22 protein-coding genes are annotated in these 21,582 nt (G+C 61.3%); 12 read left to right on the forward strand and 10 right to left on the reverse strand.

Annotated features, from left to right (window positions below; translation table 11 throughout):
- Positions 1-30: 30 nt before the first annotated feature.
- Positions 31-1,164, reverse strand: a complete 1,134-nt coding sequence (locus AWB69_RS15750; RefSeq protein ID WP_062086242.1) for an extracellular catalytic domain type 1 short-chain-length polyhydroxyalkanoate depolymerase — start codon at positions 1,162-1,164, stop codon at positions 31-33.
- A gap of 268 nt (positions 1,165-1,432) precedes the next feature.
- Here AWB69_RS15750 and AWB69_RS15755 point away from each other — a divergent pair, with 268 nt between their 5' ends.
- From AWB69_RS15755 to AWB69_RS15770, 4 genes are all read left to right on the forward strand, one after another.
- On the forward strand, positions 1,433-2,128 hold the full coding sequence (locus tag AWB69_RS15755) for a phosphatase PAP2 family protein (RefSeq protein WP_062086244.1): 696 nt from the start codon (positions 1,433-1,435) through the stop codon (positions 2,126-2,128).
- Positions 2,129-2,225: 97 nt separating this feature from the next.
- Positions 2,226-2,987, forward strand: coding sequence for a molybdate ABC transporter substrate-binding protein (gene modA / locus AWB69_RS15760; protein WP_231937122.1), 762 nt, complete (start codon positions 2,226-2,228; stop codon positions 2,985-2,987).
- Positions 2,988-3,011: 24 nt separating this feature from the next.
- Positions 3,012-3,686, forward strand: a complete 675-nt coding sequence (modB, locus tag AWB69_RS15765) for a molybdate ABC transporter permease subunit (protein ID WP_062086248.1) — start codon at positions 3,012-3,014, stop codon at positions 3,684-3,686.
- A gap of 20 nt (positions 3,687-3,706) precedes the next feature.
- Complete coding sequence (locus tag AWB69_RS15770) at positions 3,707-4,429, forward strand: ABC transporter ATP-binding protein (RefSeq protein ID WP_062086250.1); 723 nt, start codon at positions 3,707-3,709, stop codon at positions 4,427-4,429.
- On the opposite strand, the gene AWB69_RS15775 is transcribed toward AWB69_RS15770, so the two are convergent.
- Both AWB69_RS15775 and AWB69_RS15780 read right to left on the reverse strand, forming a co-directional pair.
- The gene (locus AWB69_RS15775) at positions 4,392-5,234 is read right to left on the reverse strand and encodes a TOBE domain-containing protein (protein ID WP_062086252.1); all 843 of its coding nucleotides are present in this window, start codon (positions 5,232-5,234) and stop codon (positions 4,392-4,394) included. The two genes, AWB69_RS15770 and AWB69_RS15775, sit on opposite strands and share 38 nt — an antisense overlap.
- Positions 5,235-5,291: 57 nt before the next feature.
- The gene (locus tag AWB69_RS15780) at positions 5,292-6,725 is read right to left on the reverse strand and encodes a CHAD domain-containing protein (RefSeq protein ID WP_062086254.1); all 1,434 of its coding nucleotides are present in this window, start codon (positions 6,723-6,725) and stop codon (positions 5,292-5,294) included.
- A gap of 239 nt (positions 6,726-6,964) precedes the next feature.
- Between AWB69_RS15780 and AWB69_RS15785 the strand changes: the two genes are divergently transcribed.
- The 3 genes from AWB69_RS15785 to AWB69_RS15790 all read left to right on the forward strand — a co-directional run bounded on the left by AWB69_RS15785 (position 6,965) and on the right by AWB69_RS15790 (position 9,962).
- Positions 6,965-8,560, forward strand: coding sequence for an inorganic phosphate transporter (locus tag AWB69_RS15785; RefSeq protein ID WP_062086256.1), 1,596 nt, complete (start codon positions 6,965-6,967; stop codon positions 8,558-8,560).
- A gap of 335 nt (positions 8,561-8,895) precedes the next feature.
- Positions 8,896-9,051: a DUF3309 family protein gene (locus tag AWB69_RS45465; protein ID WP_064505236.1), complete on the forward strand. Its 156-nt coding sequence runs from the start codon at positions 8,896-8,898 to the stop codon at positions 9,049-9,051.
- A gap of 122 nt (positions 9,052-9,173) precedes the next feature.
- On the forward strand, positions 9,174-9,962 hold the full coding sequence (locus AWB69_RS15790; protein WP_062086258.1) for an SDR family NAD(P)-dependent oxidoreductase: 789 nt from the start codon (positions 9,174-9,176) through the stop codon (positions 9,960-9,962).
- A gap of 47 nt (positions 9,963-10,009) precedes the next feature.
- On the opposite strand, the gene AWB69_RS15795 is transcribed toward AWB69_RS15790, so the two are convergent.
- A complete protein-coding gene (locus tag AWB69_RS15795) occupies positions 10,010-10,372 on the reverse strand; it encodes a hypothetical protein (RefSeq protein WP_231937123.1) in 363 nt (120 codons plus the stop codon).
- 19 nt (positions 10,373-10,391) lie between these two features.
- Complete coding sequence (locus AWB69_RS15800; protein ID WP_062086262.1) at positions 10,392-10,613, reverse strand: hypothetical protein; 222 nt, start codon at positions 10,611-10,613, stop codon at positions 10,392-10,394.
- Between the two features lie 210 nt (positions 10,614-10,823).
- On the opposite strand from AWB69_RS15800, the gene AWB69_RS15805 reads away from it, so the two are divergent.
- The 3 genes from AWB69_RS15805 to AWB69_RS15815 all read left to right on the forward strand — a co-directional run bounded on the left by AWB69_RS15805 (position 10,824) and on the right by AWB69_RS15815 (position 12,414).
- On the forward strand, positions 10,824-11,096 hold the full coding sequence (locus AWB69_RS15805) for a DUF2866 domain-containing protein (protein ID WP_062086264.1): 273 nt from the start codon (positions 10,824-10,826) through the stop codon (positions 11,094-11,096).
- Positions 11,097-11,257: 161 nt separating this feature from the next.
- Positions 11,258-11,680 (forward strand): MbcA/ParS/Xre antitoxin family protein, encoded by a 423-nt coding sequence (locus AWB69_RS15810; RefSeq protein ID WP_062086265.1) that lies wholly within the window; start codon positions 11,258-11,260, stop codon positions 11,678-11,680.
- On the forward strand, positions 11,677-12,414 hold the full coding sequence (locus AWB69_RS15815) for an RES family NAD+ phosphorylase (protein WP_407923041.1): 738 nt from the start codon (positions 11,677-11,679) through the stop codon (positions 12,412-12,414). The genes AWB69_RS15810 and AWB69_RS15815 overlap by 4 nt, the downstream gene beginning before the upstream one ends.
- Positions 12,415-12,419: 5 nt before the next feature.
- Here the strand turns inward: AWB69_RS15815 and AWB69_RS15820 are convergent, their stop codons facing one another.
- The 5 genes from AWB69_RS15820 to AWB69_RS15840 form a co-directional block, all read right to left on the reverse strand.
- A complete protein-coding gene (locus AWB69_RS15820; protein ID WP_062086266.1) occupies positions 12,420-13,736 on the reverse strand; it encodes a DNA topoisomerase IB in 1,317 nt (438 codons plus the stop codon).
- A 56-nt stretch (positions 13,737-13,792) separates the two neighbouring features.
- Complete coding sequence (locus AWB69_RS15825) at positions 13,793-14,530, reverse strand: metallophosphoesterase (protein ID WP_062086268.1); 738 nt, start codon at positions 14,528-14,530, stop codon at positions 13,793-13,795.
- A gap of 164 nt (positions 14,531-14,694) precedes the next feature.
- Positions 14,695-15,915 carry a c-type cytochrome gene (locus AWB69_RS15830; RefSeq protein WP_407923042.1) on the reverse strand — a complete coding sequence of 407 codons (1,221 nt, stop codon included), beginning with the start codon at positions 15,913-15,915 and terminating at the stop codon, positions 14,695-14,697.
- A 185-nt stretch (positions 15,916-16,100) separates the two neighbouring features.
- Positions 16,101-17,702, reverse strand: a complete 1,602-nt coding sequence (locus AWB69_RS15835; protein ID WP_062086273.1) for a GMC family oxidoreductase — start codon at positions 17,700-17,702, stop codon at positions 16,101-16,103.
- 124 nt (positions 17,703-17,826) lie between these two features.
- Positions 17,827-18,381: a sugar dehydrogenase complex small subunit gene (locus AWB69_RS15840; RefSeq protein WP_062086275.1), complete on the reverse strand. Its 555-nt coding sequence runs from the start codon at positions 18,379-18,381 to the stop codon at positions 17,827-17,829.
- Positions 18,382-18,673: 292 nt separating this feature from the next.
- Here AWB69_RS15840 and AWB69_RS15845 point away from each other — a divergent pair, with 292 nt between their 5' ends.
- Entirely contained in the window at positions 18,674-19,330 is a 657-nt protein-coding gene (locus tag AWB69_RS15845; RefSeq protein ID WP_062086277.1) for a DUF1345 domain-containing protein, read from the forward strand.
- 423 nt (positions 19,331-19,753) lie between these two features.
- Complete coding sequence (gene glgA / locus AWB69_RS15850; protein ID WP_062086279.1) at positions 19,754-21,406, forward strand: glycogen synthase GlgA; 1,653 nt, start codon at positions 19,754-19,756, stop codon at positions 21,404-21,406.
- Positions 21,407-21,582 lie beyond the last annotated feature (176 nt).

The following is a 21,582-nucleotide window of genomic DNA, read 5'->3' on the forward strand; positions in this document are numbered from 1 at the left end:
ATACGAAAGACTTTTTTACAACACTCGAGGCTAGACCAGGGTCTCGTCGCGCACGGCCGATTGCACACGGCGCTGGTATTTGAAGAACTCCCACAGCATGGCCGATGCGTCCGGGCCTTTGGCCGAATGGAACTGCACGGTGTCGTCACCGCCGCTCCAGGCATGACCCAGCCCGCGCACGATGCAGGTCTTGACTACGCGCCGGCCGCCCTTGACGTAGTCCGTCACCGTGCTGTCGGCGTGCTTTTCCTCACGGCGTTCGCCGCTGCGCCAGGCGCCGTTTGCATCGATGAAACGGTTCAGGCGCAGGAATTCCGTTGTCAGCTGCTCGGCATTGGTCTTCGATACGACCGAATCCAGCTCGCCGTGGACGATCATGGCCGGCATGCCGGGGTAATCGGCAACGTCGACTGCCGCGTCGATCAAACCGACCGGGTCGCTGCGGCTACCGCGCCGCATGGCGTCCATTGCATCGATTGCGGAATGTGCGTCGCCGAAAACCACGCCTGAGTGCAACCCGACAGCCGCGAACAGCGACGGATATTTGACGGCGAGCATGGCTGCGAGCCCCGCACCGGCAGACATGCCGGCCAGATAGATGCGCTCGGAGTCGAAATGGTGACGCTCGACAACCTCACGCACGAGGGAGACGACCGCCGCCGCCTCGCCGCCGCCTGAACTGGCGGAATCTTCATACCAGTGCCAGCAGCGGTGAACGTGGGCGATCTTCGATTGCTCGGGGTAGAGCACGGCAAATCCGAAGCGGTCAGCCAGCAAATTGATGCGTGTGCCTTGCGCAAACTCGTCGGCCGATTGTTGGCAGCCGTGCATCATGACGACCAGCGGCATGTCCGCGAGGGATGCGCCGGTAGGCAGGTAAAGCGCGTAAGCCAGGTGATTGACGAAGCGGCCCGCTGTTGGCGGAGCTGAATGGAACGACCGGGTCCACTTGCCCGCCGCCCACGCCGAGGCGCGCGGCCGTACCCGTGATTCCCGGACGACACGCGGTTTGGCTGAGATTTTCGGTTTCGCCGCCAGTTTGGCCGTCTTGGCGCGCACGGGCTGCGCCGGAGCGCGCGTTTTCGGCGCTCGGGGCGGAGCGATCTGCGTCGCTACAAGGCGTTTCAAGCCTCGTAGCCAGAGTTTTGTCAGGCTTTTTGGCATCGAATAATAGTCCGCGCAGGAAGAATGGATCGCCAAACCCCCTGTGGGAATGACGAATGTTGTGCAGTGCACAATAGCATTTATTCCGGGACCGTGTGCGCGCTACAGAATTTCACATTGCGTCACTTGCCGTCATATACGCGTCTGTTACCGTACGTTGCGGTAAATTGTTTCGAATTCGTTGTGTATTTTTAGATTTCCTCTAAAAATTTCGGAACCCGCCTGACAGGTATACTGTGGTTTTCCCCGCTCTGCAGAATCAATCTTCATGCCCGACTTGCCGCTTTCGCTTTGGCTCTCGATTACCGCGCTCGGCAGCGTTGGCGTCATGATTCCGCTCGCGCTCGCCGTTGCAGCATGGCTGGCGCTTGGTTATCCATGGCGTTACGCCGCCTGCTGGCTTGCCGTGCTCGGCGCTGCCAGTGGGCTGGTGTTGCTGACGAAAATCGCGTTCATGGGTTGGGGTGTGGGTGTGCGCGACCTGGATTTCACCGGCATCAGCGGTCATGCAATGGTGTCGTCGGCGGTATTGCCGGTGGCGTTGTTCGTCGCGTGTTTGCCGGGGCGCCGGTGGGTGCGCGCGTTCGGGGTGTCAACGGGCGTACTGATCGGAATCGTGGTCGGCGTCTCGCGGATCTTGCTGAATGCCCATTCGGTGTCGGAAGTGGTGACCGGGTGCGGGGTCGGCGCGCTCGCCGCGCTGGTGTTCGTGGCGTTCGCTTGGCGCGCGGAACCCGGCAAGTTGGCGGCGGCGCCGGTTGCCGTGAGTCTGGCAATGATCGCCATCACGCTGCATGGCATTTCTGTGCCAACGCAACGCTGGATCACCGATATCGCCCTGCATTTGTCAGGCCGCGAGCAGCCGTATATTCGCGCCCGGTGGAAAGCGGGCCGCTATGACAAGCCCGTTGCACCGCCGGCGCAACATATCGACGTGAGGTTTTCGGGAACCTCGGAATCGTAAAGGGCACTCGTTCGCACTCTTTGGGGGAACGAACAGCCTACCGTTATAGCCACAACTATATTACGATACGCTTTCCATTCCCTTCGACCCGTCCACCGTGCTCACTCTCAAACACGCGCTGATCGCCGCAGTCTTCACGCTCACGCTGCAATCCGCCGCCCACGCCGATGAAATCGTCGTCTCCGCCGCAGCAAGCCTGACCAATGCGTTCAAAGCTATCGGCGATGCTTATGAGAAACAGCATCCCGGCACGAAAGTCCTGATGAACTTCGGCGCCTCCGACGTGTTGATGCAGCAGATCGTGAAAGGCGCTCCCGCCGATGTGTTCGCCTCCGCCGATCAAAAAGCCATGGACAAGGCTATCGAGGAAAAGGTTATCGCTACTGATTCGCGCCGGGACTTTGCTGCAAATTCGCTCGTGCTGATCGTGCCGAAAGACAGCAGCTTCGCACCCGCCAGCGTCAAGGACCTCACCGCCTCCAGCGTGAAACGCGTGGCGTACGGCGATCCGGCATCGGTGCCGGTCGGCCGCTATACCGAAGGCGCGCTCAAGGAAGCCGGCGTGTGGGACGCGGTCAGCGCCAAAGGCGTGCTAGCGGCCAACGTGCGCCAAAGCCTGGACTACGTGGCGCGCGGCGAAGTGGACGCCGGCTTTGTATTCAGCACCGACGCCGCCGTGATGCCCGATCGCGTGAAAGTGGCGCTGAGCGTGCCGACGCAAACATCGATTACCTACCCCATCGCCCAGGTGGCGCAAAGCAAACACGCCGCCGACGCCCAGCAGTTCATCGCGTACGTGTTGTCGCCGGACGGTCAGAAGACGCTCGCGCAATTCGGCTTTAAACCGCCGGCGAAATAACGCGGCTCTATAAAACGTAGAAACATGGACCAGGCGTGGATCCCACTGCTGTTGTCGCTGAAAGTGGCTGGATGGGCGACAGCAATCGATGTCGTGCTTGGCGTTGCAGTGGCATTCGGTTTGTCGCGCTGGCGCTCGTCGGCGCGTGAGCTCGTCGACTCGTTGCTGACGCTGCCGCTGGTCATGCCGCCCACCGTGCTCGGGTTTTACCTGCTCGTGCTGCTAGGCCGGCGCGGCGTGATCGGGGCATGGCTCGACAAGTTCGACATCCAGTTGGTGTTCACGTGGCAAGGCGCGGTGATTGCGTCCGCCGTAGTCGCGTTTCCGCTCGTGCTGAAGTCGGCGCGTACCGCATTTGAAACCGTCGATCCACAATTCGAACGCGCCGCACGCACACTCGGCATCAGTGAAGCTGCCGTGTTCTTTCGGGTGACGCTGCCGCTCGCCGCGCGCGGCATCCTGGCCGGTGCGCTGCTCGCGTTTGCACGGGCGCTGGGGGAGTTCGGCGCCACGCTGATGATCGCTGGGAACTTGCCGGGCAGGACGCAGACACTCTCGGTCGCCGTCTACGCGGCAGTCCAGGCCGGTGACGACAGCACCGCAAACATTCTCGTGATCGTGACCTCGGTCACGTGCGTGGTCATCCTGCTGGCCGCCGGCAGGCTGCTGCCGCAGCGCTCCACGGCATCGGTGCGTTAAACATAACCGCCATAACCACCATGACCGCCCTGACCGTCCGCCTGCGCAAGCATTTCGTCACGCCCGAGCGCGATTTCATGCTCGATATTGCGTTTCGTTCGACCAGCCAGCGCATCGTGCTGTTCGGCCCGTCGGGCGCAGGCAAAAGCCTGACGCTGCAAACCATCGCGGGCCTGATCACGCCGGACGAGGGCGAGATTATGCTGAATGGAACCACGCTGCTGGATACAGCCACCGCTGTTGACCTGAGTCCGCAAGCACGCCGGATCGCGTACCTGTTCCAGGACTACGCTCTGTTCCCGCACCTGAACGTGCGCCAGAACATTGCCTTCGGCCTGAAGCGCGGCTGGTGGAATCCGTCGAGGCACGTTGCTCACGCCGATGTGGACTACTGGCTGAAGGCGTTCGATCTGACCCAGGTCGCGCGGCAATTTCCGGCGCAATTATCGGGTGGGCAAAAGCAACGGGTTGCGTTGGCGCGCGCGCTGGTTCCGCATCCGAAATTGCTGTTGCTCGACGAGCCTTTTTCAGCGCTCGACATGGCCCTGCGCCAGCGCATGCGCCAGGAACTGGCCGACCTTCAAAGCCGCCTGGACATTCCAATGGTGCTCATCACGCACGATCCCGACGACGTCGCCATGTTCGGCGATCAGGTCGTGAGTTTGCGAGAGGGCCTCGTGCAACCGGACGAGGCGCTCGACGCCCTTAGTCCGTCACGCCGAGAATCACGCTCGACGCCTTGAACGCCGCGATAGCCGCCTGACCCTCCACCAAGCCGAGCGTTGCGACGCTCTCGTTGGTAATGATGGCCGTCACGGTGGTGGCGTCGTCCAGCGCCAGCGATACCTCCGCGTTCACCGCGCCCGGCGTCACGCTGGACACCTTGCCGCGCAACTGGTTTCGCGCCGAGATCCGCACGGGTGCGGCGGACTCCTTGCCTTCGTCGACCATGAGCATCACCCACGACGCCTTCACGAGCGCGAACGCCTCGACGCCCTCCTTGAGACCGAGCGACCCGGTGCTTTCATGCGTGACCACGGCGACTATCGACTGACCGCCGGGCAACGCGAGTTCAACTTCGTCGTTGACGGAACCGCGCGTGATTTTGCTGACCGTGCCGAACAGCTGGTTGCGTGCGCTTGTCTTCACTCCGATTCGTCCAATAAGTCGCCAGTCCTGCGCGAAACCCTCAATAGCCGCGCCCGCCCGTTCGAGAAAGGCCTGGTGCTCCCGTTCGATAACCCGATAGGTATCGATCAGTCTCAGCGCCTTCGCCGTCAACGTGGTCCCGCCGCCGCCCTTGCCGCCCGTGGCACGCACGACGAGCGTGGTGCCGGCGAGGTTGTTCATGGTGTCGATAGCGTCCCAAGCCGCCTTGTAACTCATACCGACGGCCTTCGCCGCGCCCGTGATCGAACCGGTCTGCTGGATGGCCGCGAGCAACGCGATGCGCGCCGCGCCGCCGAGCGTAGCCTCCCCGCTGCGAAGCCAGACTGAACCGGCCACTTCGATGGTATCGTGCGGTGTACTACGGGATTCGTCGGTCATGGGGCGAGCGCGGAGCAGTGCGATAAGAGAGTGCGACGATTATATCGATGCATTCGCTCACTTGATCCGCGGCGGTTTTATCTTGCGCAGGATGCGCTCGCCTTCCACCGCGCTCATCCGTTGCGCGTTGACGGCAAAGCCCTTCGCCAAACCCTTCTGGAAATCACCGGCTTCGTCCAGATCGGCCAGGCGCTGAGCGGCGACGGCCGCGTCGTTGCCTTCACCCAGCACGCTTTGCAAATTTCCCAATGCCTCTTCCACTTCCTTATGGGTCTTCCTGGTGAGCAGCGAGGCGAAGAATTCGAGCGCGTAACGCAAGCGCTTGGCGTGAATCCGCACCTTGTGCCGCGTGGCCGCATCAAGCGTGGTGAGATCCGGTGCGCGCTCGATCTTCCGATAATGCTTCGTGATGCACTTCTGCGCATACGTGGCGAGCGTCTGGTCCGCCTGGTCCGGCGGCGCCTCCACCGTGCTGAACCACTCGACAAACGACAGTGCGAGCCGAGCGTAGCGCGGGGAATTCATCGCGTCCTGCAGACGCTGTCGGGCGGCGTCACGGTTGGTATCGGCGGCGCTTTGCGTCGGTGTCCACGCGTCCTTGTGCTGCGGGTCATCGGATGCCGCGTAGGCGGCAAGCGTGGTGTCGGTGAAGACGTCCCAGTCGCGGGCATCGCCCAGCAAGTCGCCGAACCATTTCAGGTCGGGCGCGATCCGGGTGGTCCAGGTGTCATCGACCCATTCAGGGAAAAGCTTGAGCGCCGTCTTCAAGCGGCGCTGGGCCACCCGCAACTGATGCACGTGTTCCACCTCGAGCCCGCCGCGCGACGCGGCGTCGTTGCCGAACCATTGCGCCGCAACGGACTTGCCGATCTCGACGAAGGCATCAGTCGGACTGGCGTCTTTCGGCAACTTCAGCTTGCGGGCCTTGACCGGCTCGCGCAGGATGTTGTCGAAAGCGATCGGCACAATCAGGAACGGCAGCGTCTCCACAATCTCATGCGCGGTCGCGAACAGCGCCTCGCGCGCATCGGGAACGGCCATCAGCGTCAGCATTGCCGGGCGACCCGTATCAAGCCGCAGCGTGGCACGCACGTGCACACCGGTATCCATCTCGCCGGGCGTATCCCACTCGACGATCGCCGTCTCGGTGGCCTCGCTCAAGTTGAAGCCGGCATCGTCGAGCAGGGTCTTCAGATCAGTCAGCGCTGCTTCCGACTTGATCCACGCATGCAGCGTGTCAAAAGGCCCTGCCTCGGTTTCAATCCGCTGGACCAGCGGCCAGTCACGCTGCAACGCGACGAAAACCCGATGGTCGTCGTGCACCTCGATCCTGACTTCCCACTCCGCCAGATTTATCCCGGCTTTTCGCGTTCGCTGCACGAAATCCGTCCGGCGCGCCGTGGCGAAACGGCTTAGTCGCGCCAGCGCCTCGTCCGGCAGACCATTCGGTGCATCAAGGGAAACCATCCTCAACTCGACGAGTTGCAACATAACCTCTCCATCATGAGCGGCGCCCCTGGCCTGGCAGCAAGCCGCAAACCACTACTTCAGTTCAGACAAATTTCAATCCTTTCAAATGTCATCAAAACGCCATAAAGCCTGTGCAAACATGGCCAACGCCGTAACCAGAAGCAACGCCTTGCCTGCGTCTCGTCTGTGTCTCGTCTGTGTCTATTTACGCCTGAATCCCCTTTCCGTACACGCGCAGCCTCTAGCTCAAAGGACGTTCCATGCCTGACTTGACTCTACCCGACAGTAACGACAGCAACGGACCCCCATCGCTCGGACGCCGGCTGAGCATGCCGATATTCCTGGTCGTGATTGGCATTGGCATTGTCTATTGCGTGACGCATCTGGTGCAGGACCTGGAGTCGGTCCGACAGTCTTCAATACTGCCTTACGTCCTGCTCGGCGTCGCATTGATGATCGCGCTTGGGTTCGAATTCGTAAATGGTTTCCACGATACGGCAAACGCCGTCGCCACCGTCATCTACACGCATTCGCTCGCGCCGAACCTCGCCGTCGTCTGGTCGGGCATATGGAATTTCGCCGGCGTGCTGGTATCGAGCGGCGCAGTGGCGTTCGGCATCCTGCAACTGCTGCCGGTCGAACTGATCCTTGGCGTGGGCACGTCGCAGGGTTTCGCAATGGTCTTCGCGCTGCTGATCGCCGCGATCATCTGGAATCTCGGCACCTGGGCTCTCGGCATTCCGTCATCGAGCTCCCATACGCTGATCGGCTCGGTGATCGGCGTCGGGTTGATGAACCAGATGATGCACGGTCCGTCGGGAACCTCGGGCGTCGACTGGGGCCAGGCGCTTGCGGTGGGCAAATCGCTGCTGTTCTCGCCGGTGGTCGGTTTCATCCTGGCGGGTTTGCTGCTGTACGTGATGAAGCTCGTGGTGCGCGTACCCGCGCTGTATAAAGAGCCGAAGAAAAACACGCCGCCGCCGTTCTGGATCCGCTGCCTGCTGATCCTGACCTGCACCGGCGTGTCGTTCGCGCACGGTTCCAACGACGGCCAGAAAGGCATGGGCCTCATCATGCTGATCCTGATCGGCACGGTGCCGACCGCCTATGCGCTGAACAAGGCCGTCACACCCGCCGAGACGCAGACCTTCCTGTCGGTCGGCCATCACGCGTCCGAAGTGCTCGGCAAGTACACCAACGGCGCCGCGCCCGTTGCCGACCCGCGTGCAATCGTGCAGCGCTACGTGCAGACCAAGACAGTCGAGCCGGACACCGTGGTCGCGCTCAAGCAGCTCACCGATATCATCGACACACAGGTCGGGCCTTCGTCGTCGATGGCGACCGTGCCGCAAAACATCGTGAACAACGTGCGCAACAACATGTACGTGGCCTCTGAAGCGCTGCGCCTGATGGGCAAGCAAAAGGCGCCCGCTTTCGCCGCCGACGACGCCGCCGTGCTCAAGAACTTCGAGGGCCAGCTCGACCATTCGACCAAGTTCATTCCGACCTGGGTGAAAGTGGCGGTGGCCGTGGCGCTTGGCCTTGGCACGATGGTGGGCTGGAAGCGGATCGTGGTGACGGTTGGCGAACGTATCGGCAAGACCCATTTGACGTATGGACAAGGGGCGTCGGCGGAACTGGTTGCGATGCTGACCATTGGCGCCGCGGACGTCTACGGCCTGCCGGTCAGTACGACCCACGTGCTGTCCTCGGGCGTGGCGGGGACCATGGCGGCGAACGGTTCAGGGCTCCAATGGCGTACCGTGCGCAGCCTCGCGCTTGCATGGATCCTCACATTGCCGGTTTCGATCGCACTCGCTGCGGGCTTGTTCTGGGTGTTCCGCGGGCTCTTCTAAGCGAGTCCTGAACAGCACTATGGGCGGGCTTTGCCAAACGCGGTTATAAGCCCGTTGCACGTCAGCACGTGAGCGGTTTTTTCAAACCGCTCACGCACTCGCAGAATTTACCGACTGGTGAGCTGACCCAGTCGGCTTTTTGTTATTCCCTCGGCCACCTTCCCCGCCCCACATGCTTTGCCGCGATAGGCACAGCGCTTGCTAAACGAAAGCGGTAATCGCGAGGGTATTGGCACTGCGGACATGAAAGGAAGCAAACGCCGATACTCACGCCGCACCGCACGCGGCATCGCCATTCACTCGTCAGCAGACTTTAATAAATCAGGGGGACTGAAATGATCGGAACAATCTTGCTTGTCGTGTTGATCCTGCTGCTACTCGGCGCTTTTCCTTCATGGCCGCACAGCCGTAGCTGGGGGTATGGCCCAAGCGGGATCCTGGGCGTGGTGGTAATCATTGTGATCGTGCTGGTGCTCATGGGGCGACTGTAGAGTCATAAGTCGATCAGGGGTACGTCAGCCGCCTGCCGGAAGGAGAGCATCCCTTGTGGCAGGCGGTTTTCATTGGCTGCTGGCAGCTCACCAATATCCGCTAATCAAGGAGTACGCATTTCATGGATCTCCACCTGGAAGGCAAACTCGCGCTCGTCTCGGGATCGACCAAAGGCATTGGTCTTGCCATTGCCACCGGACTGGCGCGTGAAGGTGCGCGCGTGATCGTGAACGGGCGCAAGCAGGCATCCGTCGATGAGGCCCTTGCGAAGGTTCGCACCGACGTGCCCGGCGCGAACGTGGAAGGCTTCGCCGGCGATCTCTCTGACGCCAGCCAGATTGACGCGCTGGTTGCGCGCTATCCGGCCGTCGATGTACTGGTGAATAACCTCGGCATCTTCGATCTAAAGCCGTTCGAGGAAATTCCGGACGACGAATGGCTGCGTTTCTTCAATACCAACGTGATGTCGGGCGTGCGGCTGACACGCGCGTATCTGCCGAAGATGAAAGCGAAGAACCGGGGCCGCGTGGTGTTCATCAGCAGCGAGAGCGGTATCCAGATTCCCGTCGAGATGATTCACTACGGCGTGACGAAGACGGCGCAACTGGGGTTGTCGCGCGGACTTGCTGAACACTGCGCGGGCACGGGCGTGACGGTGAACGCGGTATTGCCTGGGCCGACGCATTCCGACGGTCTCGACGAAATGGCCGCGAAGGGCCTGGGCGGCAAGTCGTTCGCGGAGTTCGAGAAAGGCTTCTTCGAAACGGCGCGGCCGAGTTCGCTGCTCAAGCGTTTTGCCACGACGGAAGAAGTGGCAAATATGGTGGTGTATGTGTGCTCGGAAGCGGCGTCGGCCACGAATGGCGCTGCGCTGCGAGTGGACGGTGGGGTCGTGCGGGCGGCTTTCTAGAATGATGGCCGCTGTGCAGGCAATATCAACGCACTAGACTCGCGGAATCACACGCGCAAGACACGTCCGTCCGGTCCGATCAGCGGTGGCAGGCGCGGCGTTGAGTCCGTCCCTCTGGGCGCCGTTTTCGCGTGTCCCGGATTCGCCGGAGCAGGCGTGAGCGCCGGTGGCGCGATGTTGGTTTTATCGGCGACCTGCTTGACGGCCGGGCCGCTCTTGCGCTTTTTCTTTACCTGCGCAGACTGCACACCGCGCGGTTTCACCTTCGATTTATGCATCTGCGCTTCGGGCGGATTCCAGACTTCGACGTATCGCTCTGCCGCCGCAGCCGCAAACGAGCTCAAACCCATGAATCCGGCCAGAACCGCCAGCACGATGTTCGAAGAGAGTGTGGATAAAACAGGTCTCACAGCAAGTGCTCCAGATTGTTCAGTGCCCACCAGCGCGCGAAAGTATAGCGTCCAGTGAACGCTGCGATGTGTCGAGTTCAAGCAGCGCGCTATCCAGCCGTTGCAGCGCCAACGCGACTGTGCGGCCGTCCGCGTCCAGTTCCGGTTCGTGGCGCGTGGCGTCAAATGCGGCCGAAACCGCGCGGGTGGCCTGCACGTAACGCGCGAGCGCGGCCGCTTCAGCAGAAGAATGACTGTTCATGTTTCGTGTCCATGCAAAAGCACTCACCTGTATGAATATACAGTAATGCCACGCGACGGAAAAGCATTCGTGCGGCAATGTCCAGTGTGCACGTAAACCCGTCTGGTTTTAAGTTGCACTTAATTGTCTGAGGGCACATTACAAACGCGAGCTTTTATCGCCGCCGCCAATGGCGGCTTTTAGTCAGGGCTTTCACCGCGAGGACACGTCATGGCCGCCAGCGCATCGTTTCAGAACATCAAGTCCACGATGAAAACCGAACACGCCCTGCCACTGCATGAATGCCGGCTATCCGAGGCAGTGGAAAGACCGTGGGGCAAACCGTATCGAATGGTTGAATGGGCGCGCAAAAGCGATCCATGCAGTCAATTGAGCGTCGTGCCGGCAGAGTTCACTACATCCGAGATTGCGGAAGTATTGCGCGCTCACGTGTCGGGACGTCGTTACGGCCCTACGGATTCCGACGCGACCGTGCAGGAATGACGCTTCCCGGAGCGAATTAAATACCGGCCGCGGCAGTTTTCAACTCCGCCCCCAAGCAGGCACAGACGCAAGCACGGACACATCGCCGAGTCTCGATTAAAACTTGATATAGTCCACAAATGGACTAATATATGAATCAAGTTCTTAACGAGACTTTTCGTATGTCACGTGTTCAACGCGTCCCGCGCTCCATCCCTACGCCACAGCCTTCCATCGCTGACATGTCCGCGGCGGGCTTGCGGGCGTTTTTCAATATCGCGCGCGACTGGGCGCTGTCAGCCGATGAGCAGATCATCCTGCTCGGTTCCCCCGGGCGGTCCACGTTCTTCAAGTGGAAAGCCACGCCGCAAACAGCGCGTCTCGGGCGAGACACGCTCGAGCGGCTTTCACTGATTCTCGGCATTTACAAGGCGTTGCAGATCCTGTTGCCGCAAGCCGAAGCCGCGGATGGCTGGATCAAACGCACGAATACCGCGCCGCCATTTGGCGGACGGCGCGCGCTTGACCGCATGCTCGCGGGCAACGTGAGCGATCTCGTGGCGGTTCGCCAATATCTTGATGCGATGCGAGGCGGTTGGGCGTGAGCGATCTATCCAATCTGCCGCAAGCTGAAAACGACTGGCACGCCGACTGGCCACACGCCGCCCTCAATTGGTCGCCGGCTTACCGGGTGATTCCCACGCGTTTTCCCGCCGTCAATCTGTTCGACCGGGTTGCGTCGCCCCAGGATTTCGATGCTCTTTACGCGCTCGAGGCCATGACAAATGACCGCTTGCGCACGGAAGTGGGTGACCTGGATCTGGTGCCGGTCGCCGAGCGTCAGTTCGGCGCCGGTTACGGGCCGATCATGGCAGCCTTCACCCATCTGAACCCGAACGGCAGCCGTTTCTCCGATGGCAGCTACGGCGTGTTTTATTGCGCGCGCGACCGGCGCACCGCGATTGAGGAAACGCGGTATCACTCGGCGCTGTTTCTGGCGGACACCAAACAAGCGCCGCTGCGTCAGCAGATGCGGCTCTACACGGTGGTGGCGCAAGGTGATGTCGTCGATCTATGCAAGGGTCGGCTGGAACAAGCCGCGCTCGATCCGGCGATTCTTTCACCATCCAGTTACGTCGCGGGCCAAGCGTTGGGGCGGGCTGCGCGGGAAGCGGGCGCACCGGGGATCGCGTATCCGTCGGTGCGGGATGACGGCGGCGAATGCCTCGCCGCTTTCCGCACCACCCTGTTGCGCGATTGCCATCACGCCGCGTATCTGGAATACGAGTGGAATGGCGAGGCGGTGACCAACGTCTTCGAGATGAGCAAGGTCGGCTAGCCACACTAGCCGATAGCCACCGCCGTCGCTGACCGCACGCGCGCGATCCTCTTGGTCGCGGGGCGTGCGGCTGTCGATGCTGCTGTCGATGCGTTTTTCGCTGCAGCGCCCTTCGATACCGCCGCCAGCGCCTCCATCCCGACGTCCTCCGACGAGTTCTTGAGCGCCGCCGTTTTCGCCTTTTGACTGGACCTGGCGAGCAACCGGGCGAGCCGAGGATCGGCCCCGTTCGCTTGTCCCTTACGGCTGCGCGCTGCTTCCCGAGCGCGGCGCTTCGCGTCTTTCTGCAGAAAAATGGCAAGCATCGCTTCGTCGGACTTCAGGCCGGAGCGGCGCGACGACGGCATTGCATCGGCGAGTTCACCCGCCTCGAACGCTTCGATCACCGCTGGATGGACATAGCATTTGCGGCACACGGCAGGCGTGTTGCGCAATATCTTCGATACTTCCTTGATCGTGCCGACCACATGCTTGCGCGCTTCCGTCACGGTTTCCCACGCCAGCTTGCGCAGCGCAGCCAGCGCGAACACGCTGCCAGCCCAGGTCCGGTAGTCCTTCGCGGTGAAGTCGGCGCCGGTGATGTCGTGGAGGTAGTCGTTGATATCCGAGGAATTGATGCTGTGGCGTTCGCCGTTTGCATCGAGGTACTGGAACAGGTCGTGACCGGGCAGGTCCATGCAGCGCTTCACGATCCTGGCAACGCGCGGGTCGCTCACCGAGACATCGTGTTCAATCCCGCTTTTGCCGCGGAACTGAAAACGCAGCGTGCCGGATTTGACGCTCAGGTGTTTCTTGCGCAGGGTGGTGAGTCCGTACGATTTATTGTCGCGCGCGTATTCTTCGCTGCCAACGCGAATCAGCGTGGTGTCCAGAAGCCTGACCACGGTGGCCAGGACCTTGTCGCGAGGCATGCCTTCAAGTTCGAGGTCGCGGGCAACGCGTGCGCGTAATTTCGGCAATACAGCGCTGAACGCCAGCATCCGTTCATATTTGGTCGCGTCGCGGGTTTCGCGCCAGTGCGGGTGATATCGATATTGCTTGCGGCCACGGGCATCGCGGCCGGTGGCTTGCAGGTGGCCACGTGAGTCAGGGCAGATCCAGACGTTGGTGTAAGCGGGCGGAATGGCGAGTGCGTTGATGCGCTTGACGTCGGCGTCATCGCAGAGAGGATTGCCCTGGGTGTTGAAATAGACGAAGGCGCCGTTTTTCCACTCGCGCGTGTAGCCGGGGCGGGAGTCATCGACGTAGCGAAGACCTGGCGGCAGGTCTTCGGGGCAGCCCTTGATATCGCTCTGCGGTTGTTGGTCCTGGGATGCTGTCACTGCGCGCCTCGCTTGAGATCTCGCTCGATTCGAGGGGATCCCAGCAAAGCCCATTCCTACGGCAATGCCAACTCCCGCGCGCCCTCGGCACTTGCCCAACCCTGCTTGACCGACCAGCGCCGCTCCGTGCCGGCCTCGACAATGGTGAGCCGCCCGTCGTCGGTATAAGCGCCCGTGTCGATAAAAATCTGCGACCCGATCTGCTTGATCGCCTTCATGGGCGTGTGGCCGCAATAAGTGGGCGATAACCCCCGCTGCCACGCAGCCTTCCCCGTCCCGAGCGCAAGCGACCTGCCCCACAACATCTGCTGGCGGACATCGTCGGGGAAATACGCCACTTCCAGATCGGCGTCGCTGCCGAAAAACTCCGCGTGCAGCACGTTGAACCGCGTCGGACCATCGCCGACAATTCGCACCAACGGAACACTCGCCAGCTTCGCGGCGATTGCCTTCAGTTGTTCATCGGGCAGGTTCGCCGCCCACGCCCCGCCAATCGAGTACCACATGTGGCGTTGCATCTTGCCTGCAGCAACCGCGCACAGCGCATCTTCGTGATTGCCAAGCACGGGGTAAAACCACGGTTTATCGAGCAGATCAATTGCTGCCAGCGAATCGCTGCCGCGATCGACCAGATCACCCACGGAGAAAAGGCGATCACGCGAACCATCGAAAGCAATTTCGCTAAGCAGATAACGCAGCGCGTCGACACAGCCGTGCAAATCGCCAACCACGAGGTCACGGCCAACTTTGTTCGCCGGATGCCAGCAAACGACGGGGGAAGTAGAAGCAGTCATGGCAGCAATCTTAATCTTACGAAACGCACAGTTATGCGCGCCAACTCGCTTTCCAACAGATTATCCACCCACATTCTGGAACGGCCACTGCCGATGCGCAACACGATCAGCCTGGCACGGCAATAATTGCCGTGCCAGCCGTGCCAGGCTCGATCACACTGTATTTATTGCGGTGTTGAGCGGAGTTTGGCGACCTGATCGGCGGAGGTCGTCGACTGCGGATTGCCAAACGTCTTCGTCACATAATTGCTGATGGCGGCAATCTGCTCATCACTGAGTTCATTCGCGAACGCGGGCATGAACACATTGGCGTCCTTCGTCTGACGGCTCACGCCGTGCAGCATGACCATGGTCAGGTTATTAGCTGCCGATGCCCCGACCACGCTGTTATGAATCAGCGACGGATACGCGCCCGGCGCATTGCCGCCTCGCCCCTCGCCCGTCCAGCTATGACACGTTGCACAGTTGGCGATAAACAATTGCGCGCCATTCACGCCGCTGATCGCCGTGCCACGCATCGCGGTGATGTCGGCATTGGTGGGCTTGCCGAAGGAATCGCGCGGACGGATGTCGCCGCCGCTCTGCGCCGGCACTGAACGCAGGTACACCACCATTGAACGCAAATCCTCAGGCGTCATGTATTGCGTGCTGTTCTGCACCACATCCGCCATCGGGCCGGCCGCATTCGCCCGGCCATGGGCCACCCCGGTCGCGAGATATTGCGTCAGCTGCTCGTCAGTCCATCCGCCAATGCCCGCGTTCTTGTCCGGCGTGATGTTGAACGCGTGCCAGCCGGATAGTTCGGCGCCGCTGAAGCGCTCGCTGGTCTTCAGGCCCTGTGTCAGGTTGCGCGGCGTATGGCATTCCTCGCAATGCGCCAGCCCCCCAACCAGATAAGCACCGCGATTCCATTCCGCACTCTGCTGCGGGTCGGGCACAAAGCGGCCTTCCTTGAAATTGAACATGTTCCAGAACACCATCAGCCAGCGCTGGTTGAACGGAAACGACAGCTCGTTGCGCGGCGGTGTGTAGCGGATCGGCGTAAGCGTATTCAGATAAGCACGGATCGCGAGCACGTCAGAGTCCGTGACCTTCGTGTATTCGGCGTAGGGGAAAGCCGGATACAAACGCTCACCGCCCTTGCCAATACCCTCATGCATCGCGCGCAGGAAGTCGGCGTCGCTCCAGCGGCCAATGCCGGTATCCGGATCGCTGGTGATATTCGGCGTATAGATGGTCCCGAACGGCGTGCTGATCGGCAGACCGCCCGCGAACGGACGGCCTTTGTCGGCGGTATGGCACGCCACGCAGTCGCCCGCGCGCGCAAGGTATTCGCCCCGCTTGATCAGCTCCGCGCCGGCCAGCGTGTCGCGCTGCACGACCATGGGCTCAGTCGCGGCAGTCTGCGCGTGCGCCGACTGAACCAGCGTGTTGAAACTCACGCCCGTCATGGCGAGCGCAAGAGCGGCGAGCGCGCCGCCCAGGCGCTTGTCAAGCTTGTTAAGTTTCTTAAGGGTCTTCGCGTCGTGAGGTTTGGGGTTCTTCATCGTGGATCTCCGTCGGCGCGCAATCAAAGTTCTTTCTTCAGCTTGTCGGCAAGACGCAGCGACAACGCAGACAGCGTCAGCGTGCAATTCACCGACGCCGCCGTCGGCATCACCGCACTGCCCGCAATGAAGAGGTTCGCGTGGTCGTGCGTGCGGCATTCGGAATCGACGACGGAATCCTTCGGGTCCGCGCCCATGATGGTCGTCCCCATGATGTGGTTGTTCGGCGCGAATGTGTCGTCGAAGCTGATCTCCGTGCCGCCGAACAATTCCGCAATCCGCGCGTACTGCGCATGCGTGTCCACCGCGCTTTTCTTCACGTAGTCGTTGATCGAGTAATAGATCTCGGGCTGCGGAATGCCGAGCGAATCCTTGTGATCCGACGATGGAATCACGCGGTTCTGCGGTTCGGCCAGATGCTCGTGGAAGCTGTTGATGTTCATCGTGCGCGCCGCGCGGTCGCGGATCTGCCGGTCGAGTTCCGCCCCGGTCACACCCTTGGCGATCAGGTCCGCCGTGACCGACATGGTGGGCACGCCATTCGACAAATGCAGCTTCTTCGCCGCGTATTCGGAGCGGAACGCACCGTCGCGGAAGTTCACCACGGAGGTCATTTCCATCGGCCCTCGCCCGGGCCAGATGGGCTCGTTGGCGAGGAAGGTCACGCCGGTGCCGGGGTGATCCATCAGGTTGCGGCCGACCTGGTCCGAACTGTTGCCTATGCCGCTCTTGAACTTGTCGGAGACCGACTGGAGCATCAGCTTGGGTGTTTCGATACCGTTGGCTGCAAGCACGAAAAGCTTGCCCGTGACACGCGTGCTGTTGCCGTTCGGGTCCTTGTAATGGACGGCGGTGATCAGGCCTTTGTCGTCGCTTTCGATCTTGTAGACGACCGCTTGCGCGATCAGCTTCGCACCTGCACGCTCGCCTTTCTCCGCGTGCGTGATGCCGTTGTACATGGCCGCGATCGGACAGATCGGCATGCAGTTGTTGTTGCCGCAGCAAGTCGGGCGGCCATCGTACGGACGGCTGTTGCGCGCGACCGGTTCCGGCACGACGTGGAAGGACTGGGCGTTCAGGACATCGGAGAAACGCTGGTCCATGTAGGACAGCGGCAGCATGTCCATGGGGTACGGCTTGGAGCGCGGCGAACCGAGATCGACGTTGCTCCCCGGACCCGACACACCAAGCTGAACCTCTGCAGCGAAGTACCAGGGCTCGAGGGTTTCATAGGGAATCGGCCAGTCGCGACCTACGCCGTAAAGCGTCTTCAGCTTGAAATCGGCAGGCAGCAAGCGCCATGCGGCAGCGGCCCAGTGCCAGGTGGTCCCGCCTACCAGCCGCAAGTATTGCGACGCGTACGGGTACTCGCCTTTCTGGACCAGATAGTGATTCTCGGGCGAATACTCGGGATGCGGGGCGTAAGGCGTTGACGGATACGGTGTAGCGAAATCGGATTTCGCCGGCGAGTTGCGAAAGTTTTCGACGATCTGCCAGCGCGGAATACGCGGCCCGGCTTCGAGCAGGATCACGGATGCACCCGCGGTCGCGAGCTGATGCGCGACGAGTCCGCCCGCAACCCCCGATCCGACAACCACCACATCGGCCGAATTCGAATTTGCCATTTGTTGTCCTGTGAGGGTAGGTTTTTATTTGCTTCGGTCGCGCTGTCAATCTTGCTTCAATCGAGCTTTCAGGCAGCGCGCCGGCTTGATGCTGTTCCTGCTGCTGCAATCTCGATGCGTTGATTCAAGCCGCGCCAGGCGGCTTCTGCGTCCAGTAGAACGGCACGTCGCGGCAATACGACGGAATGGTCAGCACGTCGTTGACGGGATCGAACATCAGCGCGCGCTCGTAAGCAACCACGCTCACGCTTGGGGCATCGCCGACAAGGCCGAGGTACCACGCCCGCATGATCGCGGTGACCGTGACGGCGAGCTTGGGCGTATCCGCCTTGAGCGCCTGCGTCACCGTATCCGAGGGCACGCCGCCATGCGCCGCGAGCCATGCGTTCAGGGCGCTCACGTTGCCCGCAAAGTCGCTGTCCGACTTCGACAGCGCGTCATACACGCGCTGCGCCAGCGCAGGATCGAAGGTTGTTCGGCCAGTCAGTTTGCGTGAGAGCAACAGGAAGCCGTCGAGACCCGCAGGCGGGGTATCGGCGAAAGCCTGGGTGAATAATGTTGGGAAACCGAAACCCGCGGAAGCAAACGCGAGCGCGACTGCTGATGCACACGCGCCAAGAACAAAGCGCCGGCGGGTAGCCGACTGTGCGCGCGCCATGGGGTGGTCGAGTGGTGTCATGTGGTGAGATCCCAATTCGCGTTGTTCAGAGAGGCAATGATTGATTGCACCTGTCGATATCCCCCGAATAGGGTTAAGGCGCACCTTGAGGCGGCCGAAGCATGCACGATGAAGCCGTCAATGACCAGTCCTTGGCCTGCTGGCAATTGAACGGCACACGGGCAATAATCGCGGCACCTGAAGCACCTGAAGCACGTGAGGCACCCGAAGCACCTGAGACACCAGCATCTTGCGATGGCTTGCACGATACCGTGCCGCGCCAGCTTAACGCCATAACCAGAGCGCTATAAAAATGAATCTCCTTCCCCAAGTACTTCGCTATCGCCCGCGGGCAGTCATTGCCCTCGTGGTTGGTGTAATCGTGACACTTTTGGTTCCACATGACCACACGCCGATCGTGCGCGGCCTCATAGGATGGGACAGTACCGTATGGCTGTATCTTGTGCTTATATGGATTCAGATGGCGCGGGCGCATCAGGACAAAGTCCAGAAGCTTGCCGAACGCGAGGACGAGAACGCGGGCATGGTGTTGCTCATCATCAGCCTGGCCGCCATAGCAAGCCTCATCGCCATTGTGTTCGAGCTGGCCGCGGCGAAGAACCTCGGCTTGCGCGGTCAGTTGCTCCACTATCTGCTGACCGGGTTCACCATGCTGGGCGCATGGTTCCTCATCCCGACCATCTTCACGCTGCACTACGCGCGTCATTACTATCAGTCCGAGGGCGACGAGACATCGCTGAGATTTCCCGATGCACACCTCAAGCCGGACTATTGGGACTTCCTCTATTTCTCGTTCACGATCGCGGTCGCATCGCAGACGTCGGATGTCGTGCTCTGCTCCAATGAAGTCCGGCGAGCCGCGCTCGCGCAATCCGTCCTGTCATTCTTCTTTAATGCCGCGGTGATCGGTTTATGTGTCAACACGGCGGCCAGTTTGCTTGGACCTTGAGCAGACTTGCGAAGCAAATATTGCCGCCATGGCTGACCAGCTTCGGGCGTAATTGCCGCATCGAATGAAGTCATCGAATAAATTAGTCTGGATGGCTGACAATTTCTTTGCGTTGATGCGTTAGCGCATTGGCAGTCCCGTCTTTCGTATAACGATTCCTGGATAACCCGTGTAAAAACGCCGCCGGCAACGCGTGCTTTTTTACACGGCTCCCCATAGCCGTCCGACGTCAATCCCGGCGCTTGTCAGGGCTCCTCGCCTTCCTTCGATTTCTGCAGATTCCTAAGAACTTGGCACACGCCTTGCTCTAGCTATCCGGCATCCCTTCTTCCTTCCGATAAAAGCACCGGGTGTATGCGCACCGACCCTTCCGGTCCGAGCGCATCCCATCGCTTTTCATCCATCAAACGTCAGGAGTCACCCTTGTCCTTGAACGTCTTGCTTGTCGCTTCCGAGGCGGTACCGCTAGCAAAAACCGGCGGACTGGGTGACATGGTCAGCGCATACGCCGCTGCCTTGCGTGAAGCCGGAGTCGACGCCGTGATCCTCATTCCGGCTTATCCGAAAGCGCTGCAGATGGTGGAGGGATTGCAGAAGGTTGCTTCAGTGACGGGGCTTCCCGGCGGAGACGGCGCGCTGTATCGCGGCCGCATGCCGGACACAGGCGTGCCCGTGATCCTGCTGCGCATGGATCGTTTGTATGCACGCGAAGGCCTATATCAGGACGCGAAAGGACGCGACTACGAAGACAATGCGATTCGTTTCGCGTCGTTATCGGCGGCGGCGGTGAAGATCGCCGAAGGCGTTCGAGGGTTCAAGAAGCCGGACATCGTGCACGCGCACGACTGGCATTCAGGACTCACGCCGCTCTTGATGAAGCAGGCCGGCGTGCACGCAAAAAGCGTTTTCACGATCCATAATCTGGCGTTCCAGGGCAACTATTCGCTCTCGCTTGGTGCAGCGCTCGGCGTGCCTGCCAAATGGCTCGTGCCGGCGTTGACCGAACCGGCGAGCATCGAGTTTTATGGTGCATTGAGTCTGATGAAAGCGGGCATTGTCCACGCCGACCACGTCGCGACCGTCAGCGAAACGTATGCTCGCGAAATCCTCACGCCGCGCTTCGGCCACCTGATGGAAGGCCTGCTGCAAAGTTGCGCCGGCAAGCTGTCGGGAATCATCAATGGTATCGATGTGGATACCTGGGACCCGAAGACGGATCCAATGATCGCCCGCCGTTTTTGTTTCGACGATATGCGCGGCAAGCACGCCTGCAAGCGCGAGCTGCAGCAGATATTCGGCCTGCCGCCCGCTCCCTTCGCGCCGGTGATTGCGCTCGGCAGCCGGATGACATCGCAGAAAATGGCCGATGTCGCCGTGGAAGCCATCCCCGCGCTGCTGAAACGCTATCCGCGTTTGCAGATTGCAGTGCTCGGCAAAGGCGAAGCGCATATAGAAGCCGCGTTCCAGCGGCTGGCGCAGACCTGGCCGGATCGGGTGGGCGTCTATATAGGTTACGACGAGCGCCGCGCGCACGTGCTGCATGCCGGCGCGGACATCCTGCTGCACGGCAGCCGTTTCGAGCCTTGCGGTCTCACGCAAATCTACGCCATGCGTTATGGCACGTTGCCGGTGGCGTCGCGCGTGGGCGGCCTGGCGGATACGATCGTGGACGCGGCCGAAGCAGTTGACACTTCGGGGCGTCACAAGGCTTTCCAGGCATCGCCCGTCGGCGGCTTCGAGGGCGCAACGTCCTCGCGCCCGGCGACCGGCTTCCTCTTCGACGGCGACCGTGTCCACGACATGACCACCGCGGCCACGCGCGCCATCGACGCCTTCATGCGTCCGCAACAATGGCGCACGCTTCAACGCAACGCAATGGCGCGCGACTACGGATGGAACCATGCGATAGCGAAATATGTCCAGCTATACGCGGGTCTCACCGATGCACGTCCTGCCAAAGCACCGTTGCGCACGCGCCGCTTGCCGGTCAAGGTTCGGGCCGTACCGGTCATGGCGGTGGCCGGGGCCGAGCGCCGCGAAGCGGAACACGCGCAATTCGTCGCACGCAGCGCCTGACGTTCCACACTGCCCCGTTCGATGGTACGGTTACACGGTTGGCCGCTAACGGTGCACTGGATTGCAGTGCACCGTTAGCGGATGTCGTCTGACCTGAACCCGCATGCGGGTCGCGAACCACTAGCTACGCTCAGGCTTCGACATGCGCCGGGAACCGTGAAGAGGTGCGGCACGCT

It is taken from the genome of Caballeronia udeis, assembly GCF_001544555.2.
In the GTDB taxonomy this organism is placed as follows: Bacteria; Pseudomonadota; Gammaproteobacteria; order Burkholderiales; family Burkholderiaceae; genus Caballeronia; species Caballeronia udeis.

What these genes read in the sequence shown, in the direction of transcription:
- AWB69_RS15780 (WP_062086254.1), bottom strand. Translation starts at nt 6,725, where the DNA reads ATGTTGCAACTCGTCGAGTTGAGGATGGTTTCCCTTGATGCACCGAAT.
- AWB69_RS15825 (WP_062086268.1), bottom strand. Translation starts at nt 14,530, where the DNA reads ATGACTGCTTCTACTTCCCCCGTCGTTTGCTGGCATCCGGCGAACAAA.
- AWB69_RS45465 (WP_064505236.1), top strand. Translation starts at nt 8,896, where the DNA reads ATGATCGGAACAATCTTGCTTGTCGTGTTGATCCTGCTGCTACTCGGC.
- AWB69_RS15805 (WP_062086264.1), top strand. Translation starts at nt 10,824, where the DNA reads ATGGCCGCCAGCGCATCGTTTCAGAACATCAAGTCCACGATGAAAACC.
- modB (WP_062086248.1), top strand. Translation starts at nt 3,012, where the DNA reads ATGGACCAGGCGTGGATCCCACTGCTGTTGTCGCTGAAAGTGGCTGGA.
- AWB69_RS15775 (WP_062086252.1), bottom strand. Translation starts at nt 5,234, where the DNA reads ATGACCGACGAATCCCGTAGTACACCGCACGATACCATCGAAGTGGCC.
- AWB69_RS15840 (WP_062086275.1), bottom strand. Translation starts at nt 18,381, where the DNA reads ATGACACCACTCGACCACCCCATGGCGCGCGCACAGTCGGCTACCCGC.
- AWB69_RS15830 (WP_407923042.1), bottom strand. Translation starts at nt 15,915, where the DNA reads ATGGTCGTGCAGCGCGACACGCTGGCCGGCGCGGAGCTGATCAAGCGG.
- AWB69_RS15810 (WP_062086265.1), top strand. Translation starts at nt 11,258, where the DNA reads ATGTCACGTGTTCAACGCGTCCCGCGCTCCATCCCTACGCCACAGCCT.
- AWB69_RS15845 (WP_062086277.1), top strand. Translation starts at nt 18,674, where the DNA reads ATGAATCTCCTTCCCCAAGTACTTCGCTATCGCCCGCGGGCAGTCATT.
- AWB69_RS15750 (WP_062086242.1), bottom strand. Translation starts at nt 1,164, where the DNA reads ATGCCAAAAAGCCTGACAAAACTCTGGCTACGAGGCTTGAAACGCCTT.
- AWB69_RS15835 (WP_062086273.1), bottom strand. Translation starts at nt 17,702, where the DNA reads ATGGCAAATTCGAATTCGGCCGATGTGGTGGTTGTCGGATCGGGGGTT.
- AWB69_RS15785 (WP_062086256.1), top strand. Translation starts at nt 6,965, where the DNA reads ATGCCTGACTTGACTCTACCCGACAGTAACGACAGCAACGGACCCCCA.
- AWB69_RS15770 (WP_062086250.1), top strand. Translation starts at nt 3,707, where the DNA reads ATGACCGCCCTGACCGTCCGCCTGCGCAAGCATTTCGTCACGCCCGAG.
- AWB69_RS15755 (WP_062086244.1), top strand. Translation starts at nt 1,433, where the DNA reads ATGCCCGACTTGCCGCTTTCGCTTTGGCTCTCGATTACCGCGCTCGGC.
- AWB69_RS15800 (WP_062086262.1), bottom strand. Translation starts at nt 10,613, where the DNA reads ATGAACAGTCATTCTTCTGCTGAAGCGGCCGCGCTCGCGCGTTACGTG.
- AWB69_RS15790 (WP_062086258.1), top strand. Translation starts at nt 9,174, where the DNA reads ATGGATCTCCACCTGGAAGGCAAACTCGCGCTCGTCTCGGGATCGACC.